Below are 17,997 nucleotides of genomic sequence, written 5' to 3' on the forward strand. Positions count from 1 at the left end.
GGCTCAGGCCTCCCGGATCCGGAGCTGGTGTTCGTAGCTGAAGACCAGCGCGTGCCGGTCGAGGGTGATGCGGGTGGTCGCCGCGGTGCGCTCCCCGGTCACCGGGTCCGCCGGGTAGAGCCGTACGTCCTCCACCAGGTCCACGCCGGGCACCTGCTGCAGCACGGCGAACGCCTCGCCCGACTGGATCGGCCGGCCGAACGGCCAGCCCTGCCCGCCCGGACCACCGGTCAGCGCGTTGAAGTACCCGTACAGCGCGGCCAGGGCCGTCTCCTGCACCCGTTCGGCGTCCGCCCCCCGCCGCGCCTGGGCCGAGGCGACGACGGTGACGCCCTGGTAGAAAGGCGGTTCCACCACCAGCCTGGCCCCGATCGGGCGCCGCTCGTCGAGGTGGCCCGCGATGAGGGCCAGGGTGTGCTGCGGCGGGATCAGCTCGTCGAACTCGATCCGGCCCTGCTCGTCGCTGCGCCCGGACGGTACGACGAGCAGCCGCACCCCGCCCGCCTCGGCGTCCGTGTCTCCCCCGGGGATGCAGTGGACCCTGGCGGCGTCCGGGGCGACCTCGCGCGCGAGCAGTTCGTAGTCCTGCGGGACGACGGCCCGGTGCAGCGTCCGCAGCGTCATCGGGCCGCGTACCCGCGCGCTCTCGACGGTCTCACCGTCCACCCCGCCCAGCGCCGGGCTGCGGTTCTCCACCCGGGCGACGTACGGGAGGGCGCTGCGCAGCACCCGGAGCGTGGAGCGGGCGACGTTTCCGCGCAGGCCGCCGCCCGTGCGGTACGAGCGCACCCGGACAGCGGCCCCCTTCGGCGGCACCGCCCCGTAGTACCGGACGCTGCCGTCCCGTTCGCGGACCGCGGGACCGAATTCGACGCGTCCCGAGTTGGGATCCAGGGTGATGTGCCGGTCCTCGGGGCCCGAGTGCGCGAAGTCGTCGACCCGCGTCCAGTGGGTGCCTTCGGGTCCGGCGGCCGGGTCCGCCACCTCGACGACGAAGTCGCCGGGGACGACGGGCGGCCGGGCGACCCGGAGCGTCTGGCCCGGTACGCCCTCGGCATGCCCGAGCACCTCGTCGGTGACCGTCTCGGCGTGCTCGGCGTCGACGGTCGCTCCGATGGTGAACGCGCTGATCCGGCGGACGACGGGCGGGGCCACGTAGGTCGGCTGGTCGGCGGCGGCCTCGATCAGCCGACAGCGCAGCCAGCCGCCGGTCCGGCGCACCACCCGCGCCGCGGTGTGCGTGCCGGGGAGGTGGAGGATCAGTTCGCCGGACCGGTTGAACCCGCCGGTGGTGTCCTTCTCGATCTCGCAGACCGCCCAGGCGCTGCCGTCCCAGGCTTCCCAGATCAGCGGGGGCCGCGAGGGGTCCACGCCGACGCCCTCGACCCGGCACTCCAGCCGCAGCACGACCACACCGGCCGGAACCGGCGAGCTGAGTCCGATGTACAGGGCGTCGCCGGGCGCGGGGGTGGTCCCGAAGCACGGGACGTCCCGGCCGATCGACAGTTCCTCGGTGCGGTCGACGGCGTCCCCGGACGCCGGCCAGGTGGCGAGGTGCGCGAACTCGCAGGGTTCGACGGAGAGTTCGCTGCTGGTGGTGAAGACCACCGCTTCCTCCGTCTCGGTGCGGACGGTGGCGACCTCCGTTCCGGCCCGTACGACCACGGCTTCCGGCTGCGGCGCGGAGAGCCGGAACGTCACCCGGGTGTGGGCGGCCGTCGGCGGGTGGAGCTGGACGCCGATCAGGTCCAGGAAGGTCAGATAGCTCTTCTCCGGCACCCGGTTCACCCGGTAGACGAGCTGGTCGACCATGGTCGCGAACGCCTCGATGAGGGTCACTCCGGGGTCCGACACATTGTGGTCGGTCCACTCCGGGCAGCGCTGCTGGACGAGGCGCTTGGCCTCGTCCACCAGCCCCTGGAAGCGGCGGTCGTCCAGATGCGGACTGGGCAGTGTCACGCGCCGTCTCCCTTGGCCTGTTCGTGCTGGGGCGCCTGTCCGTGGTGGGGCGCCTGCTCGTCGTGCTGCGGGATGACGTAGAACGGGAAGACCAGGTTCCGGGGGTCGTTGGCGCCGCGCACCGTGTAGCCGATGTCGATGTAGAGCACGCCGTTGTCCGCCTCGTCGAACCGGACCGCCACCTCGGTCACCTCGATGCGGGGCTCCCACCGGTCGAGCGCGAGCCGTACCTCGTACGCGAGTTGCCCCGCCGTTCCCGCGTCGGCGGGCGCGAAGACGTAGTCGTTGACGGCGCAGCCGAACTCCGGCCGCATGGGCCGCTCCCCCGGTGAGGTCGCCAGGATCAGCCGGATGGATTCCTCCAGTTCGTGCTCGCCGCGCACCAGGGCGATCGAACCGGTGGCGTCGGTACGCGGCGGAAAGGCCCAGCCCGCGCCGATGAACTCCTGGCCCATGTCCGTTCAGCCCCCGATCAGCACCGTCGCGCAGCCGGACACGATCGGTGAACCGCACCCGGACAGGTCCCCGGCGCGGGCGGCGGGATGGCCCCCGATCAGCACGGAGGAACTGCCGGGCGGCGCGATCGTGGACGGCGGATGGGCGGCCGGGGACGTGCAGTGGTGCACCGTGCCGACCGTGGCTGCGGGTTGGCCTCCGATGAGGACCGTCGGGACGCCGGGCGGGCCGATCGTCCCGGGGTGGCCGGTGGGGTCGCCGACCCGTGCGGCTGCGGCAGACATGGATGTACGTTCCTCTCGGTCAGCACGTCGGGGTGCGCGGAAACATCAGCGGAGCCGTCTGTCGGGTCGGCACGGCCATCGGCGCGGCCATCAATTGATCGTGACCATCGGGGCGTTGACGGACAGCGAGCTGCCGCCCTTGATGTCGGTGCGCTGGGTTCCGTTGACCGCCACCTGGGCGCCCTGGAGGTCGACGGCGCCGCCCGTCGACAACTTGAGTTTCCCGGTCCCGCCGTCGACCTGGACGCCGGACCTGGAGGTCAACGTGACGCTCTCCCCGGCGAGTTCGAGCGTTCCCTGTCCGGCGTCCAGGGCCACCCCCTTGGCGGCCTTGACGGAGACCTGCTCGGTGGCCTCGATGTGCACGCTGCCGTCGCTGTTGATCACGATCACCGTGTCCTTGCGGTCGAGTTCGATCTTCAGTTTTCCGTCGCCGGTGAGGAGGCGGACGCCCTGCGGCCCGTTCGCGGCGTCCAGCAGTTCCAGCTGGTTCCCGCCCTTGGAGGCGAAGGCGCGGCGGTTGACCGCCCCGCTGGTGGGGTCGACGAGATCGCCGCCCGGGGCCGCCGGAGAGCCTGCAGTCCCCGCCCCGGCACCGGAGGCGGCGCCCCCCGCACCGCCCTTCGAGGGCCGGTCCTTCCCGTTGTACAGACCGGCGAGCACGTACGGCCGGTCCAGATGGCCGTGCTCGAAGCCGACCAGCACCTCGTCGCCGTTCTCCGGGATGAACGCCTCGCCCCCGCCCGTCCCGCCGGACTGTGCGGTGCGGGCCCAGTCGCTCGCGTACTCGTCGGACAGCCACGGGAAGCGGACCTTCACCCGCCCCGAGCCCTCCGGGTCCTGGGTGTCCGTGACGGTCCCGCTGACCAGTCCGTGGCAGCGCGATCCGCTGCCGGGCCCGGCCGCCCCGCCGGCGCCGCCGCCGGTCAGGCCGAACAGCGAGCGTTCCTGCTGCCCGGAGACCGTGATCCACGTTTCGTAACCGCGTACGGCGTCGAAGACATGGCGCGACGAGGTGACCGTGTACCGCCCCTCGAAGGGGGGCCCGACGGCGTTCAGCGCCACCGCGGTACCCGCCCTCACCTCCGGGTTGCCGCGGATCACCGCCTCCAGCTCCGCGAACGACCCGGCGATCCGCTCCGCCAGCGCCTTGGCCGCCTGGTCCACCTGTGCCTGGTTCCCGTACGCCGTGTCCGTGACGACGAACCGTGCCTCGCCGAACGGCGCGCTCACGTCCGCCGCGGTCACCCCCAGCTCCAGCGTCGCCGACTTTCCGGCCGGGGCCCGCCCGACCAGCGACTTCTTGCCCTGGATGTCCCAGCCGCGCACCTCGACCTCGGAGACCTGCTCGGCCGCCGACACCCCGGCGCGGCAGCGGAGCAGATTGCTGCCCATCTCCAGGACCAGGGGGTTCCGGTCGGCGCGCGCCGACCCGTCCGGGGCGCCACTCGCCTCGGCGGGCCTGGTGACGTGCAACTGCCCGTCGCGCACGTACGCCTGGGCGCCCGCCTCCTCCGCGAGGCCGCGGACGAACTCCCAGTCGGTGACGTTGGGCTGGGCGATGTGTTCGATGACCGGCCCGGCCACGTCCACGGTGCCGGGTTTCAGACCTGCCCGCTGGGCGACCTGTGCGCAGATGTCGGCGAGGGTCATGTTCTGGTAGCTGGCCACCCGGCGCCCCCGGAACAGCCGGTACGACTCGTCGAGTCCGCGCAGCACGGTGAAGGTTCCGGTCTCGTCCAGCTCCACTTCCAGCGCGGTGACCACCCCGGTGAGCAGTGGTTTCGGTGCCGTGTCGCCGCCGGCGCGGGCCAGCAGCCGGATCTCCTTCCCGATCTTGATCCCGGCCTGGCCGAGGAGCACCCGGTCGGGGTCGCGGAAGCGCAGGACGAAGAGGTCGGGGAGCGTGCGACTGTCGTCGACATAGCCTTCGACGAGGGTGTTCACGAACTTCGGCGGCAGCGGAGTCCCGTCGAACTCCACGACCAGCGCGGTGGCGACGCCCTGCTGAGCCATCAGAACCGCCCCCGGTCCGGCGCCTCTTCGATCCGGCTCAGCTCGTCGAGGGCGGGGAGGAGGAGCTGGCTGCCGGGCGCCAGCCGCATCGGGTCGTCGATGCCGTTCGCCTCGGCTATCACCCGCCAGGCGGCCGGGTCCCCGTACTCGCGCTGCGCGAGGGACGGCAGCGAGTCCCCGGCGTCCACCTGGTGGATCCGGCGGGCAGCCAGCGCGCCGGAGGTCGGGTTCTGTCCCGGTGTCTCCCCGCTGATCTCCTCCATGGTGACCTGGCAGACCGCCCGGATCGGCACTCCGGAGGTGGTGAACAGGGTGTATTTGGCCTGGACTTGGCTGACGTAGCCGGGAAATCCGGTGAGCCCTCCCCAGTGGAAGACGACCCAGGGCGGCGAGGAGCGCTGCTGCTGCCGGGTCTCGCTCGTCGGCACACAGCACGCGAAGAGCTGCTCGACGGATGTCACCACCCGGGTGTCCTGGGTGTCGCTGGCGTCGAAGAACATCTCGACGGTGAGTTTGCTGGGCTGCGACCCCTGGTACTCGGGCGGCCCCGAGCTCTTGGCACCCTTGGCCGGACTCCGCTTCCAGGAAGCGGCCTTGGTGAGGCTCAACTCCTTGGGATTGAACTGGAATTCGATACGCCCGCAGGGACCGCCCGGAGTGAGGCCACCGCCGGTCGGGGGTGTCCGCAGCTCCAGGTACGCGTGCTCCAGCTTGGGCCGCGCCGATCCGCCCTTCGCACCCGATGACACACCGGACGTACCGGCGGCGCTGAAGGCGATGGGTCCCGCACCGCTCATGCCGCTCAGCCCTCCATCACGTAGCCGTGGTGGGCGATCTCGATCGTCTCCGTCGCGACCTTGGGCGACTCGGGCGTGAACGAGGGACCGGTCCAGCGCACGGGCACGACTTCGAGCAGCCCCCACTGGGCCACTTTGCGGCCGTCGCCGGTGCGTGCCTCGATGTGAGCGGTCTTGCGGCTGAAGCCGGTCGTCATCGTGGCGAACCAGCGGGCGACCTTCTCGGTCTCCTGGGTGAGCGGCCTGGACAGCTTGACGTTCGAGTACTTCAGCCGGGTCGGGAGCTGCCACAGATGACCGTTGTTGCCGCCCTCCTCACGCGTTTCGAGGACCACTTCGCAGCCCAGCCCGTCACATGTGTTGAACGACCCGAGTTCGATGTCGTCGATCGTCACGACGAAACAGACACTGACGGCGGGGTCGATGTCCTGTGGGGTGGCGGGCATGGCACGTACCTCTCAATCTCTCGCTGCTCCACGGCTCGGTGCCTGGTGTTGCGTCGGTGCCTGGTGATGGTGCGGTGCCTGGTGTTGGTTCAGTGCCTCGTGCCGGTTTCAGTGCCTGGTGTGGTGTGTTCGTTCAGTGCCTGGTGTCGATGAGGAACCCGGCGCGTTCGCGCTCCTGCCGCAGGTCCGCTCTGAAGAGCCGGCTGAGCGGGGGGTACAGGGCGCGTACGAGTTCGTCGGTGACCGGTGGCGCACCTGCCTGCCCTTGGCCCTCCTGGTGTGTCTGTACGGAGGCGGCGGAACCCGTGGGCCCGGCCCCTCCCGCATCGGACCCCACATCGCCTCCCGCATCGTCGACGGGTTCGGGCTCCGGTTCCGGTACCTGATCCGGTTCCGGGGGCGGCGGTTCGCTGGTCTCCTCCTCGCGCTGCACCACCGGGCGGGACCGGCCCGGCGGAGACGGGGAACCGAACACCACGCTGCCGTCGGACAGCCGCTGGGCGACCCCGGCGGCGACCGGGTAGGAACCCGCGTCGGCGAGTCCGTGAGCAGGACCTGAACTCGCGCGCTGCCCTCCGGTGCCCGCCAGGGAACGGGGTACCGGAGGGCCACCGGCTCCAGTGCTCCGCTGTACGGCGGCGAGTGAGGCCCGAGACGTCGAGGACGAGGCAGCCGGGACCGGGCCGGGTGGTCTGGAGGGTAAGGCGTCGGCTGCGGGTACCACGGTGCGCTGGACGGCGGCTCCGGTCGACTCGGGGTCGCCGTGCGTCCAGCGCACGGGCACGGTCGGGGGCACGGGAGCAGCCGAGGGCGCGCCGGTCCGGGCAGCCGCCCCGGCCGCCGTAGCCGATCGCTGCACTGCGGCAGTTGACTCCCGGCCCGCCTCCGCCCCTTCCACCGCATGCAGGGGCAGCGGGCGGTCGCCTAGCAGGGGCGCCACCGGGCCGGTAGGCGGAGACAGCGGGGAGAGCGAGAACTGCTCGCTACCGGGTGCGGAGGTGGTGCGCTGCACCGGATCACGCAAAGCCTGGGCGCCGCCGTCGGTTCCGTCTCCCGCCTCCCGTGGCGGAACCGGCGGAGCTGGGCGAGAGACCAGCGGGTCCTCACCGAGCAAAGGGGCGGTGGGCTCGGCCGGGACACTCTCGGACGCGAACGGTACGGCGGCTTCGGAAGGTTCGTCCCCCGCGTCGGCTCCCTCCCTAACAGGCACCTCCCCAGCAGGTCCCTCCGCGCCGCCCGGCCGGTCCGTACCCGGGAGAGATGCGGCAGCCTGCCGCTGTGCCGTCGGAGGGAGTGCGGACAGAGGCGCCCCGAGTCCGGGCGTACGCCTGGGTCCGCCGGGCAGCGGATTCCCCTCAGGAGCCGCGACCGACCGCTGAACGGTCCCGGACAGCAACGGTCGCTCCGGCTCCCGCGCGGACTCCGCGGACATGACGTCCGGCGCCGCTTCCCCGACCGGCTGCTCACCCACCAAGTGCCGCACAGGCAGCTCCGACACCGTCGAAGGCCCCGCCGAGGTCATGGCCGGCGTTCCGTCCCCGTACGCCGCGTGCCCGCCGGAGGAACGCTGCACGGGAACAGGCGCGGTACGGGACACCGCCCCCGCCCGCAGTGGCATCTCGACCGCCCGCTGAGCCGTCGGCGCCACGGGCGGGCCAGGGACGGAAACCCCGTGCACGAGCCCCCCGGGCGCCTCCGGGCTGACCAGATGTCCGAGGGGCCTGCCGAGTGCGGTGTCCTGCCGGGTGGTGAGCCCGCCCTGGAATCCGGTGGGGTCGATCAGCAGGTCCTGATCACCCAACGTCCGCTGCACCGGGGCAAGTTCACGCAGATCCACCCGGTCGGAACGGTCACGGCGATCTGCGGGAGCATCGGACACCTGCGCGCCCGCGCCGGTAACCGCACCGGTACCCGGATCCGAATCCGCACGTGTACGCCGGTCGTCCCCGCGCAGCCAGGACAGCAGTCCCATGGTCTCCCCCTCCTCCCCTGCGTTGCTGCCGTTACTGCCATCGCTGCCGCTACTGCCCGTTGAGGCGGGCCACCTGCGCGACGAATCTCAAGCGTTCCGGGTGCTCCATATCCAGCAGATCGTCCAGCGGCCAGTGGAAGTGGTAGGCGAGGTACGCGACCTCCTCGTAGAGCAGGTCGGCCGCGTACGTCACGATTCCCCCAGGCGGCCACCGGCGAGATCCACCGCGAACTCCTCCGAACAGGACGGGCAGGTCACGGCGGCACGGGTGTGCCCCTCGGCGTTGATCCGCCGGTAGAAGTCCTGAAGAAAGGCCAGGTCGGAGGCGAAGAGGTCCTCGATGATGCCCGGGTGGATGTCATCGAGGGTGCCGATCCGGGTGACGACCCGGGAGATCAGCACCACGGACAGATAGGCCGAGTTCTCCCGTACGCGGTCGTCCCGCAGCGGCACGAGTTCATCGCGTGCGGTCGCGAGGCGCATGGCGCCGGTGCGGTGCAGGGTGCCGGAATCGTCGAGGTAGCCGCGTGGCAGCTCGAAGGTGAACTCGGTCCGCAGCGTGTCGCGGGAGCGAGCCGGTACGGCCGCACCCTCGTCCGGTGTCTGCTGGTCGATCGGCCCTGCCGGGAATTGTGCCGCGCGTCGCATCAGTCGAGTTCCATGCTCTCGTAGGTGAGCGCGAGCTTCTCCGTCAGCACCGAGGTGTCGCCCGCCTTGAGCGTGCCGATCTCCAGGGATTTGGGCCAGGCGTTGATGAGCTTGTAGCGCTTGATCGCGACGCCTTCGTAGTCGTAGACGATGACCGCGCCGTTGCGACGGGCGTCCGTCATCCGCCCGAAGCGGGAGTCCTTGATCCAGCGCTCGAAGCTGTTGTCCTCGGTGAGGCCGCGCGTCACCGTGACCTCACCGGCCTTGGGACGGCCCGGCAGCTTCTTGATGGCGTACTTGCCGTCGGCGGTGTTCTGCTTCAGTTCGATGACGTCCTGTTCCATCTTCAGACCACTGACCTCGGTGATCTGCTTGATGACGACGCTGTCGAATTCCAGACCGAAGGAATGCCCGACGGAACTGTCGAGATCGGGAAGTGGCACAACAGACTCCTTACGCCATGCTCAGGAATTGACCGGAACACAGGCAGTCACACAGGCAGTGGCGCTGGCACTGGGCCGGTTCGCGGGCGGGGCGGTTCACGGGCGGGACGGGTAGCAGCCGGTTCACGGAGCCGGGGCGGCACGGGTCACTCGTCGATCCCTCCGATGCCACCGGTCAGCTGCGACAGCCGGAACACCACGAACTCGGCCGGTTTGACGGGCGCCACGCCCACCTCGCAGATGACCTGCCCGGCGTCGATGCTCTCCACCGGGTTGGTCTCCCGGTCGCACTTCACGTAGAACGCCTCGTCCGGGGTGAGCCCGAACAGCGCGCCCCTGCGCCATTCATTGACCAGGAACGCGGAGACCGTACGGCGGATCCGGGCCCACAGCGCGTCGTCGTTCGGCTCGAACACGACCCACTGCGTGCCGGAGAGAATCGACTCCTCCAGGTAATTGAAGAGGCGCCGCACGTTCAGGTACCGCCAAGCGGGATCGGAGGCGAGCGTCCGCGCTCCCCAAACCCTGATACCGCGGCCCGGGAACGAACGAATGCAGTTCAGTCCGATCGGGTTGAGCAGATCGTGCTCGCCCTTGGTCAGCTGGGTCTGCAACGCGACCGCCCCGCGCACGACTTCGTTCGCCGGCGCCTTGTGCACGCCTCGCGAGTCGTCACTGCGCGCCCACAGCCCGGCGACGTGACCGCTCGGCGGTACGAGGGAGGCGCGCCCCGACGACGGGTCGGCGACGCTGATCCAGGGGTAGTAGAGCGTCGCGTACTTCGAGTCGAAGTTGGCCCGGTCCGTGCGCCAGGCCCTGACCTGCTGCGGGCTGAGCGCCGGGGGCGGGTCGAGGATGGCGATCCGGTCGCCCATCAGCTCGCAGTGGCTGATGAGTCCCTGCTGTACGGCGATCACCGACTCCAGGTCCAGCAGCCCGCGTTCGTACGCGCTCATCAGGTCGGGAACGACGACCATCGTGACCTCGTCGACCGCTTCCAGACCGCTCAGGCCGGTCCGGCGGTCCGCGTCGCCGACGTACACCTCCGGCGTCAGCACGCCGGGCGCACCGGCCGCGGGAGCCGCCGGGGCCAACTCGACCGACTGTGTCCCGGGCCTGGCGGGCGCCGCACCGCGTCCGGGCTCCCGCATCTCGACGAGCTCCGACTTGGCGTTGACCCGGGTGGCGACGTTGTCCTTGCTGCGCTTGGTGGTGACGGACGGATATGTCTCCGCCACCTGGCCGTCCCTCTTGACGATCAGCTGGAAGACGTCGGACGGCGGATCGTCGCCCTCGTCGTCGGCCACCTCGACGGTGATCTGACCGGTCACTCCGGCACGTGGCTTCACGGCGTACGGGCCGAGCTGCGTCTCCGAGCCGGCGGGCAGCTGCCCCGGCGCACCGTCTCCGGCTTCTTCGCCACCCTCCACCGGCTCCGAACCGTCACCGATGCGTACGACGTAGCAGGTGCCGCCACCATTGGCGAAGAAGCCGTACACGGAGGTCGCGAGGTACGTTCCGCCGACGAAATCGCCGAAGCGGCTCACGAACTGGCTCCAGTTCGTGATCAGGGTCGGCTCGTCGAACGGCCCCTGCTGGGCAAAGCCGACGAAGGCGGCAACCGAGGTGCCCACCCCTTCGATCGGCCGGGATCCGGACTCGATCTCTTCGACGTAGACGCCCGGGGACAGGTACGACGGCATATGAGTCTCTCCTTGACCGGGGAACACGGTGATTCTCACTGCGGGACCGATGTACCGGGAACGGATGCGAGGCCGCCTCGCGCGCACGGGCAACTGCCCTAAGAGGCAACCCAGTTGACCCACCCGTACCGCTCAGAGTTGCCCCGCCGTCTGGTGCACGCGCACTCCGTACGGTCCGTCGCCGCCGCCCACGCTGGCAGTCCTGTCCGGGAACGGTGACCGGGAGTGCGGATGAAGGCGACTTCGGGGAAGGAACGCGCCGACGCCACCCGCACCAGCCTGTCCCGCTCGACGGAGTCGTCCGCTCCCGAGCGCACCCCTTCACCCACCGCACCGCACGCCCGCAGGCTCGACCCGCGCACCGCACAGCGTCTCCAGGGCCGGTTGGGGAACGCAACGGTGGCCCGGATGGTGGTCGCGCAGCGCCTCACCAAAGCGCCCTCGGCGGCCGGCGGAACCGGACCGGCCCCCGTGGTGATCACCCCGGCCGAACAGGCGCCGGGGCTGCGCGCGGTCAACGCGGATGTCACCGCGAAGAAGCAGAGGGTCTCCCAACACCCGCCCGCCGCAGGCGAATCCAAGTCGGCCCAGGACGCGGCGGTCGCTCCCCCGGACGACAAGGAAGCCCAGGGCAAGGCGGCCAACGCCGAGAAGATGAACGCGGCGAAACCGGGCGAGTTCAACAAGCAGGCGTTCATCGACGCGGTGAACAAGGCCATCGACGCGCAGGCCCCGAAGAACCTCGACGAGGCCGACAAGTTCTCCAAGTCGGGCAAGGCCGACAAGATCAAGTCCGAGGTGGACGGCAAGGTCACCGACGGCAAGACGTCCTCGGCGAAGGACATCGACACCGCCACCAAGGCCCCGCCGGACACCGCGGCGGCCAAGGACAAGCCGGTCACCCCGATGACCCCCGACCACCCACCGGCGAACCCGGGCGCCCCGGACGCCGCCGCCGCGATCCCTGAGAAACAGCCCGCGGCCGTCACCGACTTCTCGGGCGGCCCCGAGGCGAACGACAAGGAAATGTCGGACGCCCAGGTCACCGAGGGCCAACTGGCCAAGGGCAACGAACCGGAGTTCAACCAGGCCCTGTCGGCGAAGAAGTCAGCCGAGGCCCACTCCGCGAAGGCCCCCGCGCAGGGCAGGGCTGCGGAGAACCAGCAGCTCTCCAAGGCGAAGGCGGGCGCCGCTTCCTCCGGCGCCCAGGCCATGAATGCCCTGACGGCCACCCGTACCGGTGCGGGGAAGAAGGTCGACGCCGGGAAGGGCACGGCGAAGTCGCAGGACGAGCAGAAGCGCGCCCAGGTCACCTCGAAGCTCCAGAAGGTATTCGACGCCACGAAGAGCGACGTCGAGAAGATCCTCTCCGGCCTGGACAAGCAGGTGGACGAGAAATTCACGGCGGGCGAGAAGGCCGCCCGGGACGCGTTCACCACGGACCAGAAGCGCCGGATGAACGCGTACAAGCACAAGCGGTACTCCGGGATGTCCGGTGGTCTCAAGTGGGCCAAGGACAAGCTCATGGGGATGCCGAAGGAGGCCAACAGCCTCTACCAGGAGTCCCGGAAGCTCTACGTCTCCCGCATGCAGGGCGTCATCTCGTCCGTCGCCGACCTCATCGGTACGGAACTGGGCAAGGCGAAGGCCCGCATCGCCAAGGGCCGGAACGAGTTGAAGGCCGAGGTCGACAAACTCCCCGCCGACCTACGGAAGTTCGGCGAGGAATCAGCGAAGGACTTCGCCGGAAAGTTCGACGACCTGGAAACCGAGGTCAACGACAAGTCGAAGCAACTGGTCCAGGACCTGGCGACGAAGTACACAGCGGCCCTGAAGAAGATCGACGAGGACATCAAGAAACTCCAGGACGCCAACAAGGGCCTGGTCGACAAGGCGAAGGACGCGATCGTCGGCGTCATCAAGACGATCAACGACCTGAAGAACCTGCTCCTGGGCATCCTCGCCAAGGCCGCCTCCGCGATCATGAAGATCATCAAGGACCCGATCGGGTTCCTGGGCAACCTCGTGCGGGCGGTAGGAGCCGGGCTCCAGCTCTTCATCACCAATATCGCCGAACACCTCAAATCGGGCGTCGTGTCCTGGCTGCTGGGCACCGCGGTCCAAGCGGGCCTGGAACTCCCCCAGAAGTTCGACATCAAGGGAATCATCCAGATCATCGCCTCGCTACTGGGCCTGACCTGGGCGAACATCCGAGCCCGAGTCACCCGCAAGGGCGTTCCCGACCAGGCCATGAGCGCGGTGGAACAGTCCGTGCCGGTCGCCCAGAACCTCGTACGAGAAGGCCCGGCAGGCGCGGTAAAGGAAATCGCCGCCGAGGCCGGCGACCTCAAGTCGACCATCCTCAGCAAACTCACCAGCTACCTGATCCCCACGGTCCTGATCGCGGGCATCACCTGGATCGTCTCCCTGCTCAACCCTGCCTCGGCATTCGTCCGCGCGGTCAAGGGAATCATCGACATCGTCTCCTTTGTCGTGAACCAGGGCGCGCAACTGGTGGAGTTCGTCAACTCCATTCTGGACGCGGTCATTTCCATCGCGAACGGCGGCTCGGCCGGGGTTCCGAAGATGGTGGAGGCGGCGCTGGCGGCGAGCGTCCCGGTGCTGATCGGGTTCCTGGCTTCACTCTTGGGGATCGGCGGCCTTGCCAGCAAGGTCAAGAGCGTCTTCCATGCGGTGGCCCGGCCCGTCAACAGGGCCATCGACAAAATCGTCGACCTCATCGCAAAGAAAGGGAAGGCTCTCTGGGCCAGAGCGAAAGACAGAAAGGGCAGGAATGACGACAAAGGTGACGCGCGGAATTCAAGACCGAATCACCCCGATCGCACCGGCGCCGACACCAGTAAAGCAAAAGACAAGAAGCCATTCTTTTACACCCTCCCAAAGAGAAGATTCCGCACGGCAGATTTTGGAAGCCATACGCTCCTCTTCAAAGAAGTAGGAAGTCGCAGGGAGCTGATGGTCCACAGCACGCCAGTTTCGATAACCGATTACCTGTTACGCTGGAAAGACTCCCTTCCAAGCGTTTCTTCATCCGAAAGAACGACACAGGAATCTGCGCACAGCGACGCACTCAGCCAGCACAACGAAGTAATGCGTGCGGAGCAGGCGCTACCAACGAAGAGGTCTGTCGCAGCCAGTCATCCCAACATGCAGGCTCGCTTTGATGAGTTGGTACTCAAATTTGAGCGGCTGGCCGAACTCCTGGCCCTCCAAAAGAAGCCGTTGCCACCGCTTCCTCCTCCCGTACTCCCACCGTTCCGAAACAGTGTTCTGGCTACGAATTTTACCGCCCATTACATAGCGTGGCCACCTCCCGAAGGCCAGGTCTCCACAGCGAACAAGGGGTTCACGCTGAAGGGCTGGCGTTACGTCGACGCCAGAAAACTTCAAGGCCCGCAGGAATACTGGCTGAAGATGCACCTCCTTCCCGGTCGACTAGGGGGGATGGCGACCGACTCAAATCTTGTGCCGGCACGCCAGAGCGTAAACAATCCGGACTTCTTAACAAAAGTCGAGGAGCCTGCTCATTCATTCCTCGCGTACTCGAATGAACATCCAAAGAACCCAGCGATCTGGTATCAAGTCAAGGTCGAGTTCGGCCACGGAGCACGATATGAGGGCTTCCCGAGTCTCATAGATGTCTCCTGGGGAACTTACGACAGTGACGGCAGCCAATGGATACGCAGACATACCCCTTCGGGATCATATTCAGACCCTCAAAATCCCCCGCCAAATACAGCTGTCCAGACCATCAGCCTCAACACGGCCGGAGAAGCGAGAATCGCAGACCGCATGGGCGGGGAGGAATACCTTTATTTCGCACGTCAGGTTGTTTTACTTCGAAAAAATGCCCAAGGAATACAGAAACCTTACGACTCGGTCACCGACCTGGAAGACCGGCTGGAGGCATGGGACCAGTCAAAACCTATCCCATGGGCCGGTCTACCCGTGATGCTCGACCTACTTAAATCTGTCATTCGACTTGGAGAGATTACCATTCCCTGAACACTTCGAAATCCCCGCGAGAGGGGCAACTGTGACAGAGCTGAGCACTATCGAGCAGAGGTTCGTTCAGATAACAGAAGATCTCATTGCATCCCCAGCAGTGACAGTACTTTCCAGTAATCAAGGTGATCTCCTCAAGCGAGCCGGAGACGCTCAAAAGGTGTTCGAGCAGCTTGCATCTCAGGGCTACACCGTCCTCCCCGAGGAGATGCAGAACTGTTTTATGCGATTCCGAGATGTCGGAGCTCACTGGCAAGCATCCGATCCAGAATCGGAGATAGGTGGCGAATTCAACCTTCTCCACCTATCTGAGAGTATACGAATGGGTCCACCGCCATGGCACAACCGCAGCGAATGGAGCCCCGAACAGCAGGACCTATTTTCTCGATTCCGGATTTTCGACACCCACTCCCAAAGCGGGTCCGGCACCCTGGGAAGCCTGCGGATGATGCCATTCGGCGTGACGCCGGAGCTTTGGTTCTACGACAATACCCGAGGGCCGTACAAGCTACATATTAGCTACTGCTCTTACCTTGACAATGTCCGAATCACCAAAGGTGGACACTATTGGCAGTATCTCTTCTCGGACATATCTCTGACAGAACCGGGCAATATCTACATCGCAACCCACATAAAGAAATTACTTGACTTCCTACAGATCGAGTTCCCTGATGTCGATTACGGACCTCTCCTCGATCGCCTATCAATAAAGACCTCACACTGAACCTCTTTCATCCTGAATAGTTGCAGTTCAAAAGCGTGTGGACGGCCTGGATGATGGCACCAATGCGGCAGAGGGTGCCCCTATCTCCTTGGTCAAGCTGTTACTGAACTTGAATTTACGATGTCTGCTTGATCGTGTCAGCTGGTCAGGGTCAGGCCGGTTCCTATGAGGCAGCCGTCGATGAGGTGTGATCGGTTCTGGGTCTGCTTGAGGCTGCGCTTCACGGCGGCGGCGAGCTGGTCGAGGTTCGCGGCGGCGAGGTTGCCGATCGTTCGCTTCACCAGGGACCAGATGCCTTCCTGCGGGTTGAGGTCAGGTGCGTCGGGCGGGAAGTGGAAGACGGTCAGCCAGTCCTCGTTCGCGGCGATGAATTCCTTCATCTGCGGCATGAGATGGGTGTGCAGGTTGTCCCAGACCAGGACGATGGGGCCTTTGAGCTGGTTGTGTGCCCGCACGATGGGGTCGCGGTAGTCCTGCCAGGTGGAAGGCCTTGGGTTCGCCCTTGCGGCCCCGGTGCACGCGGAAACTCCCGCCAAGAGGTGCAAACCGCCGGGTGCTGCACTGTCGTTCCGTGTCGGTTTCGGCGCCCACCAGCAGGAAGACATACGTCTCCGGTTCCGGCGCTGTCAGTTCGGTTTCCGTGGCCAGGGTCGTCACCACGTCGTCGTCTGGGAATTGGCGCTTGTGCGCCACCAACTCGTACGCGTAGTCGAACATGTCGCGCAGTGACACCAGAGGCCGCGTGTTGACCGGCATACCGTCCCGGGCCCAGTACCGATGTGATGGCCTCGTCCGGATCCTGGTATCCAATGACACCTTGGTTCCAGCGCAGGAGGCAGCCCCGATCGCTGTCCGGCACGCTCAGCAGGTCTGGTGGCTGGCTACTCACCGACGAGGTAGTCGAACTCCCCCGCCTTCGCGCCCTTAATCCAGGCGTCCATCTCTACAACGGTGAAATGCACGGCTCCCGCATCGGGGTGATTGCTGTTACGTACGGCTATGCGACCATCTGGCAAGGGCGCGACCTCCACGCAGGCCCCCTGATCGCCGCTGAAGGTGGACTTCCGCCACACCAGTGCGTTCAACTCGTCGTACGACCGAGGCTGTTCTATGTCGTTCACACGTATTCCTTCGCGACTTCTCGCACCATCGCCACTGAGTCCTCCGGACTCAGCGCCAGTGCGACGAGGTGTTCGAAGGCCACAGTATGCGCCTCGATCTCGTGGGTGCGTTCGAGGTAACAAGCGCCCGCCCGATGCTCCACATACGCCACGCCGGGGTCGGCCGGCCACGGGAAGCCGAGGATCTGGAACGGGCCTGCCGCCATGCCAGGGTGAGCCCCGTGCTCGTACGGGAGTACCTGCACGGTGATCTTGGGATGGCGATTCATCTCGGCAAGGTGGAGAAGTTGGTCCCTCATGATCGCCGGGCTACCGACGACTCGGCGCAGGACCGCTTCGTTGAGCACCGTCCAGAGTCGCAGCGGGGCGGATTCCCGAATCAGCGCGGACTGCCGCGTCATGCGTAGGTCGGTGAGACGCTCCACTTCGTCCCGTTCCCGCTCGGCGGTGCCCCGTCGCGTGATGGCGTCGGTGTACGCCCTGGTCTGGAGGAGCCCCGGGATGGCCTCGCTCTCGTACGCCCGAACTTGCGATGCCCCTTGTTCCAAGCCGATGAACAGGGAAAACCAACTCGGCATCGGGGCCCCGCCCTCCCCCTCCCACCAGCCCTTGCGGCGGGCGTTCCTGGCAGCTCGGAGGTAGTCGTCCCAACGCTCCTTCGGAACGCCGTAGAGCGGGAGCAGGACTTCGTCCAAGTCCCGCAAGACCACGGGACGTTCGGACGTCTCGTAGTACGAAACCTTCGCGACGGTGCAGCGCAGCGCCTTGGCTACCTCCTTCTGGTCGAGCCCTGCCTGCTTCCGCAGACGGACCAGCTCGAATGCGAGCCAACGTCGCCACACCGTGGGGCTGGATGTCTCGGTCACTGCACTTCTCCTTGACACACGTGACGCGGGCACTGGACGCGCGTCTGGGCGAGGTACCTGCTTGCCCAACAGGAAATCAGCTTCGCAAGAGAGCAGTTGAGCATCACCCGATTGAGCGACTGCGTTCTGTTGAATAAAAATTTAGACTCAACAGTATCGCCAACCCGTGGAGGTACACCATGAATGAGAAGTCGCACCACGTTGATGAGCCCCGCGAGGACAACGCAGATTCGCAGGAGTTGGGGCTGCTTGGCAGGCAGGAGTTCGAGTCGCTGCTGCACGACATCGTGCGAGAGTCCGCGCCGCGCATGTTCGCTGTCGTACAAGAACTCGGAGATTGCGAGGATGGCGCCGTGGCAGCCTGGGGGCTGGCGTTCGAAGATCGAGCCGATGTCGTCTCCGTCAACGGTGTCTCGCGCCTCAGCGCCCGTACGCCTGGCTCGGCTCTTCGATTCTTCAGTGGTGGAAGCAGGACCCGCGCTCGGTTGATCTGGCCGGAAGGGCTCAGCTGAGGCGATACGGGACCGCTGGCCGGA

18 protein-coding genes are annotated in these 17,997 nt (G+C 67.1%); 4 read left to right on the plus strand and 14 right to left on the minus strand.

Features of this window, described 5'->3' with window-relative positions; all coding sequences use genetic code 11:
• Nucleotides 1–3: 3 nt before the first annotated feature.
• The 7 genes from NBY69_RS11360 to NBY69_RS11390 all read right to left on the minus strand — a co-directional run bounded on the left by NBY69_RS11360 (nt 4) and on the right by NBY69_RS11390 (nt 6,754).
• Nucleotides 4–1,959, minus strand: a complete 1,956-nt coding sequence (locus NBY69_RS11360; protein WP_250300599.1) for a putative baseplate assembly protein — start codon at nt 1,957–1,959, stop codon at nt 4–6.
• Nucleotides 1,956–2,414 carry a GPW/gp25 family protein gene (locus NBY69_RS11365; RefSeq protein WP_250300600.1) on the minus strand — a complete coding sequence of 153 codons (459 nt, stop codon included), beginning with the start codon at nt 2,412–2,414 and terminating at the stop codon, nt 1,956–1,958. The genes NBY69_RS11360 and NBY69_RS11365 overlap by 4 nt, the downstream gene beginning before the upstream one ends.
• A 6-nt stretch (nt 2,415–2,420) precedes the next feature.
• Nucleotides 2,421–2,699, minus strand: coding sequence for a PAAR domain-containing protein (locus NBY69_RS11370; RefSeq protein WP_250300601.1), 279 nt, complete (start codon nt 2,697–2,699; stop codon nt 2,421–2,423).
• Nucleotides 2,700–2,789: 90 nt separating this feature from the next.
• A complete protein-coding gene (locus NBY69_RS11375) occupies nt 2,790–4,715 on the minus strand; it encodes a VgrG-related protein (protein ID WP_250300602.1) in 1,926 nt (641 codons plus the stop codon).
• Entirely contained in the window at nt 4,715–5,512 is a 798-nt protein-coding gene (locus tag NBY69_RS11380) for a LysM peptidoglycan-binding domain-containing protein (protein WP_250300603.1), read from the minus strand. The genes NBY69_RS11375 and NBY69_RS11380 overlap by 1 nt, the downstream gene beginning before the upstream one ends.
• Nucleotides 5,513–5,517: 5 nt before the next feature.
• Nucleotides 5,518–5,958 (minus strand): phage tail protein, encoded by a 441-nt coding sequence (locus NBY69_RS11385; protein ID WP_250300604.1) that lies wholly within the window; start codon nt 5,956–5,958, stop codon nt 5,518–5,520.
• Nucleotides 5,959–6,091: 133 nt separating this feature from the next.
• On the minus strand, nt 6,092–6,754 hold the full coding sequence (locus NBY69_RS11390) for a hypothetical protein (RefSeq protein WP_250300605.1): 663 nt from the start codon (nt 6,752–6,754) through the stop codon (nt 6,092–6,094).
• A 634-nt stretch (nt 6,755–7,388) separates the two neighbouring features.
• Between NBY69_RS11390 and NBY69_RS11395 the strand changes: the two genes are divergently transcribed.
• Entirely contained in the window at nt 7,389–7,592 is a 204-nt protein-coding gene (locus tag NBY69_RS11395; RefSeq protein WP_266644256.1) for a hypothetical protein, read from the plus strand.
• A gap of 387 nt (nt 7,593–7,979) precedes the next feature.
• Here the strand turns inward: NBY69_RS11395 and NBY69_RS11400 are convergent, their stop codons facing one another.
• The 4 genes from NBY69_RS11400 to NBY69_RS11415 form a co-directional block, all read right to left on the minus strand.
• On the minus strand, nt 7,980–8,123 hold the full coding sequence (locus NBY69_RS11400; RefSeq protein ID WP_250300606.1) for a DUF6760 family protein: 144 nt from the start codon (nt 8,121–8,123) through the stop codon (nt 7,980–7,982).
• The gene (locus NBY69_RS11405; protein ID WP_250300607.1) at nt 8,120–8,578 is read right to left on the minus strand and encodes a hypothetical protein; all 459 of its coding nucleotides are present in this window, start codon (nt 8,576–8,578) and stop codon (nt 8,120–8,122) included. The genes NBY69_RS11400 and NBY69_RS11405 overlap by 4 nt, the downstream gene beginning before the upstream one ends.
• Nucleotides 8,578–9,021: a phage tail protein gene (locus tag NBY69_RS11410; RefSeq protein WP_250300609.1), complete on the minus strand. Its 444-nt coding sequence runs from the start codon at nt 9,019–9,021 to the stop codon at nt 8,578–8,580. The genes NBY69_RS11405 and NBY69_RS11410 overlap by 1 nt, the downstream gene beginning before the upstream one ends.
• Nucleotides 9,022–9,167: 146 nt before the next feature.
• Nucleotides 9,168–10,724: a phage tail sheath subtilisin-like domain-containing protein gene (locus NBY69_RS11415; RefSeq protein ID WP_250300611.1), complete on the minus strand. Its 1,557-nt coding sequence runs from the start codon at nt 10,722–10,724 to the stop codon at nt 9,168–9,170.
• A 231-nt stretch (nt 10,725–10,955) separates the two neighbouring features.
• Between NBY69_RS11415 and NBY69_RS11420 the strand changes: the two genes are divergently transcribed.
• Nucleotides 10,956–14,750 carry a hypothetical protein gene (locus NBY69_RS11420; RefSeq protein WP_250300613.1) on the plus strand — a complete coding sequence of 1,265 codons (3,795 nt, stop codon included), beginning with the start codon at nt 10,956–10,958 and terminating at the stop codon, nt 14,748–14,750.
• A gap of 31 nt (nt 14,751–14,781) precedes the next feature.
• Nucleotides 14,782–15,474: a hypothetical protein gene (locus NBY69_RS11425; RefSeq protein WP_250300615.1), complete on the plus strand. Its 693-nt coding sequence runs from the start codon at nt 14,782–14,784 to the stop codon at nt 15,472–15,474.
• A 137-nt stretch (nt 15,475–15,611) separates the two neighbouring features.
• On the opposite strand, the gene NBY69_RS11430 is transcribed toward NBY69_RS11425, so the two are convergent.
• The 3 genes from NBY69_RS11430 to NBY69_RS11440 form a co-directional block, all read right to left on the minus strand.
• Nucleotides 15,612–15,929: a transposase gene (locus NBY69_RS11430; protein WP_250300616.1), complete on the minus strand. Its 318-nt coding sequence runs from the start codon at nt 15,927–15,929 to the stop codon at nt 15,612–15,614.
• Between the two features lie 426 nt (nt 15,930–16,355).
• A complete protein-coding gene (locus NBY69_RS11435; protein ID WP_250300618.1) occupies nt 16,356–16,595 on the minus strand; it encodes a DUF397 domain-containing protein in 240 nt (79 codons plus the stop codon).
• On the minus strand, nt 16,592–17,461 hold the full coding sequence (locus tag NBY69_RS11440; RefSeq protein WP_250300620.1) for a helix-turn-helix transcriptional regulator: 870 nt from the start codon (nt 17,459–17,461) through the stop codon (nt 16,592–16,594). Before NBY69_RS11440 ends, NBY69_RS11435 begins: the two co-directional genes overlap by 4 nt.
• A 179-nt stretch (nt 17,462–17,640) precedes the next feature.
• On the opposite strand from NBY69_RS11440, the gene NBY69_RS11445 reads away from it, so the two are divergent.
• The gene (locus NBY69_RS11445) at nt 17,641–17,973 is read left to right on the plus strand and encodes a hypothetical protein (RefSeq protein WP_250300622.1); all 333 of its coding nucleotides are present in this window, start codon (nt 17,641–17,643) and stop codon (nt 17,971–17,973) included.
• Nucleotides 17,974–17,997 lie beyond the last annotated feature (24 nt).

It is taken from the genome of Streptomyces sp. A 4/2 (genome assembly GCF_940670765.1).
Classification (GTDB): domain Bacteria; phylum Actinomycetota; class Actinomycetes; order Streptomycetales; family Streptomycetaceae; genus Streptomyces.

Coding starts and splice junctions, on each gene's coding strand:
- NBY69_RS11365 (WP_250300600.1), bottom strand. CDS start 2,414: ATGGGCCAGGAGTTCATCGGCGCGGGCTGGGCCTTTCCGCCGCGTACC.
- NBY69_RS11370 (WP_250300601.1), bottom strand. CDS start 2,699: ATGTCTGCCGCAGCCGCACGGGTCGGCGACCCCACCGGCCACCCCGGG.
- NBY69_RS11375 (WP_250300602.1), bottom strand. CDS start 4,715: ATGGCTCAGCAGGGCGTCGCCACCGCGCTGGTCGTGGAGTTCGACGGG.
- NBY69_RS11380 (WP_250300603.1), bottom strand. CDS start 5,512: ATGAGCGGTGCGGGACCCATCGCCTTCAGCGCCGCCGGTACGTCCGGT.
- NBY69_RS11385 (WP_250300604.1), bottom strand. CDS start 5,958: ATGCCCGCCACCCCACAGGACATCGACCCCGCCGTCAGTGTCTGTTTC.
- NBY69_RS11395 (WP_266644256.1), top strand. CDS start 7,389: ATGACGTCCGGCGCCGCTTCCCCGACCGGCTGCTCACCCACCAAGTGC.
- NBY69_RS11405 (WP_250300607.1), bottom strand. CDS start 8,578: ATGCGACGCGCGGCACAATTCCCGGCAGGGCCGATCGACCAGCAGACA.
- NBY69_RS11415 (WP_250300611.1), bottom strand. CDS start 10,724: ATGCCGTCGTACCTGTCCCCGGGCGTCTACGTCGAAGAGATCGAGTCC.
- NBY69_RS11420 (WP_250300613.1), top strand. CDS start 10,956: ATGAAGGCGACTTCGGGGAAGGAACGCGCCGACGCCACCCGCACCAGC.
- NBY69_RS11445 (WP_250300622.1), top strand. CDS start 17,641: ATGAATGAGAAGTCGCACCACGTTGATGAGCCCCGCGAGGACAACGCA.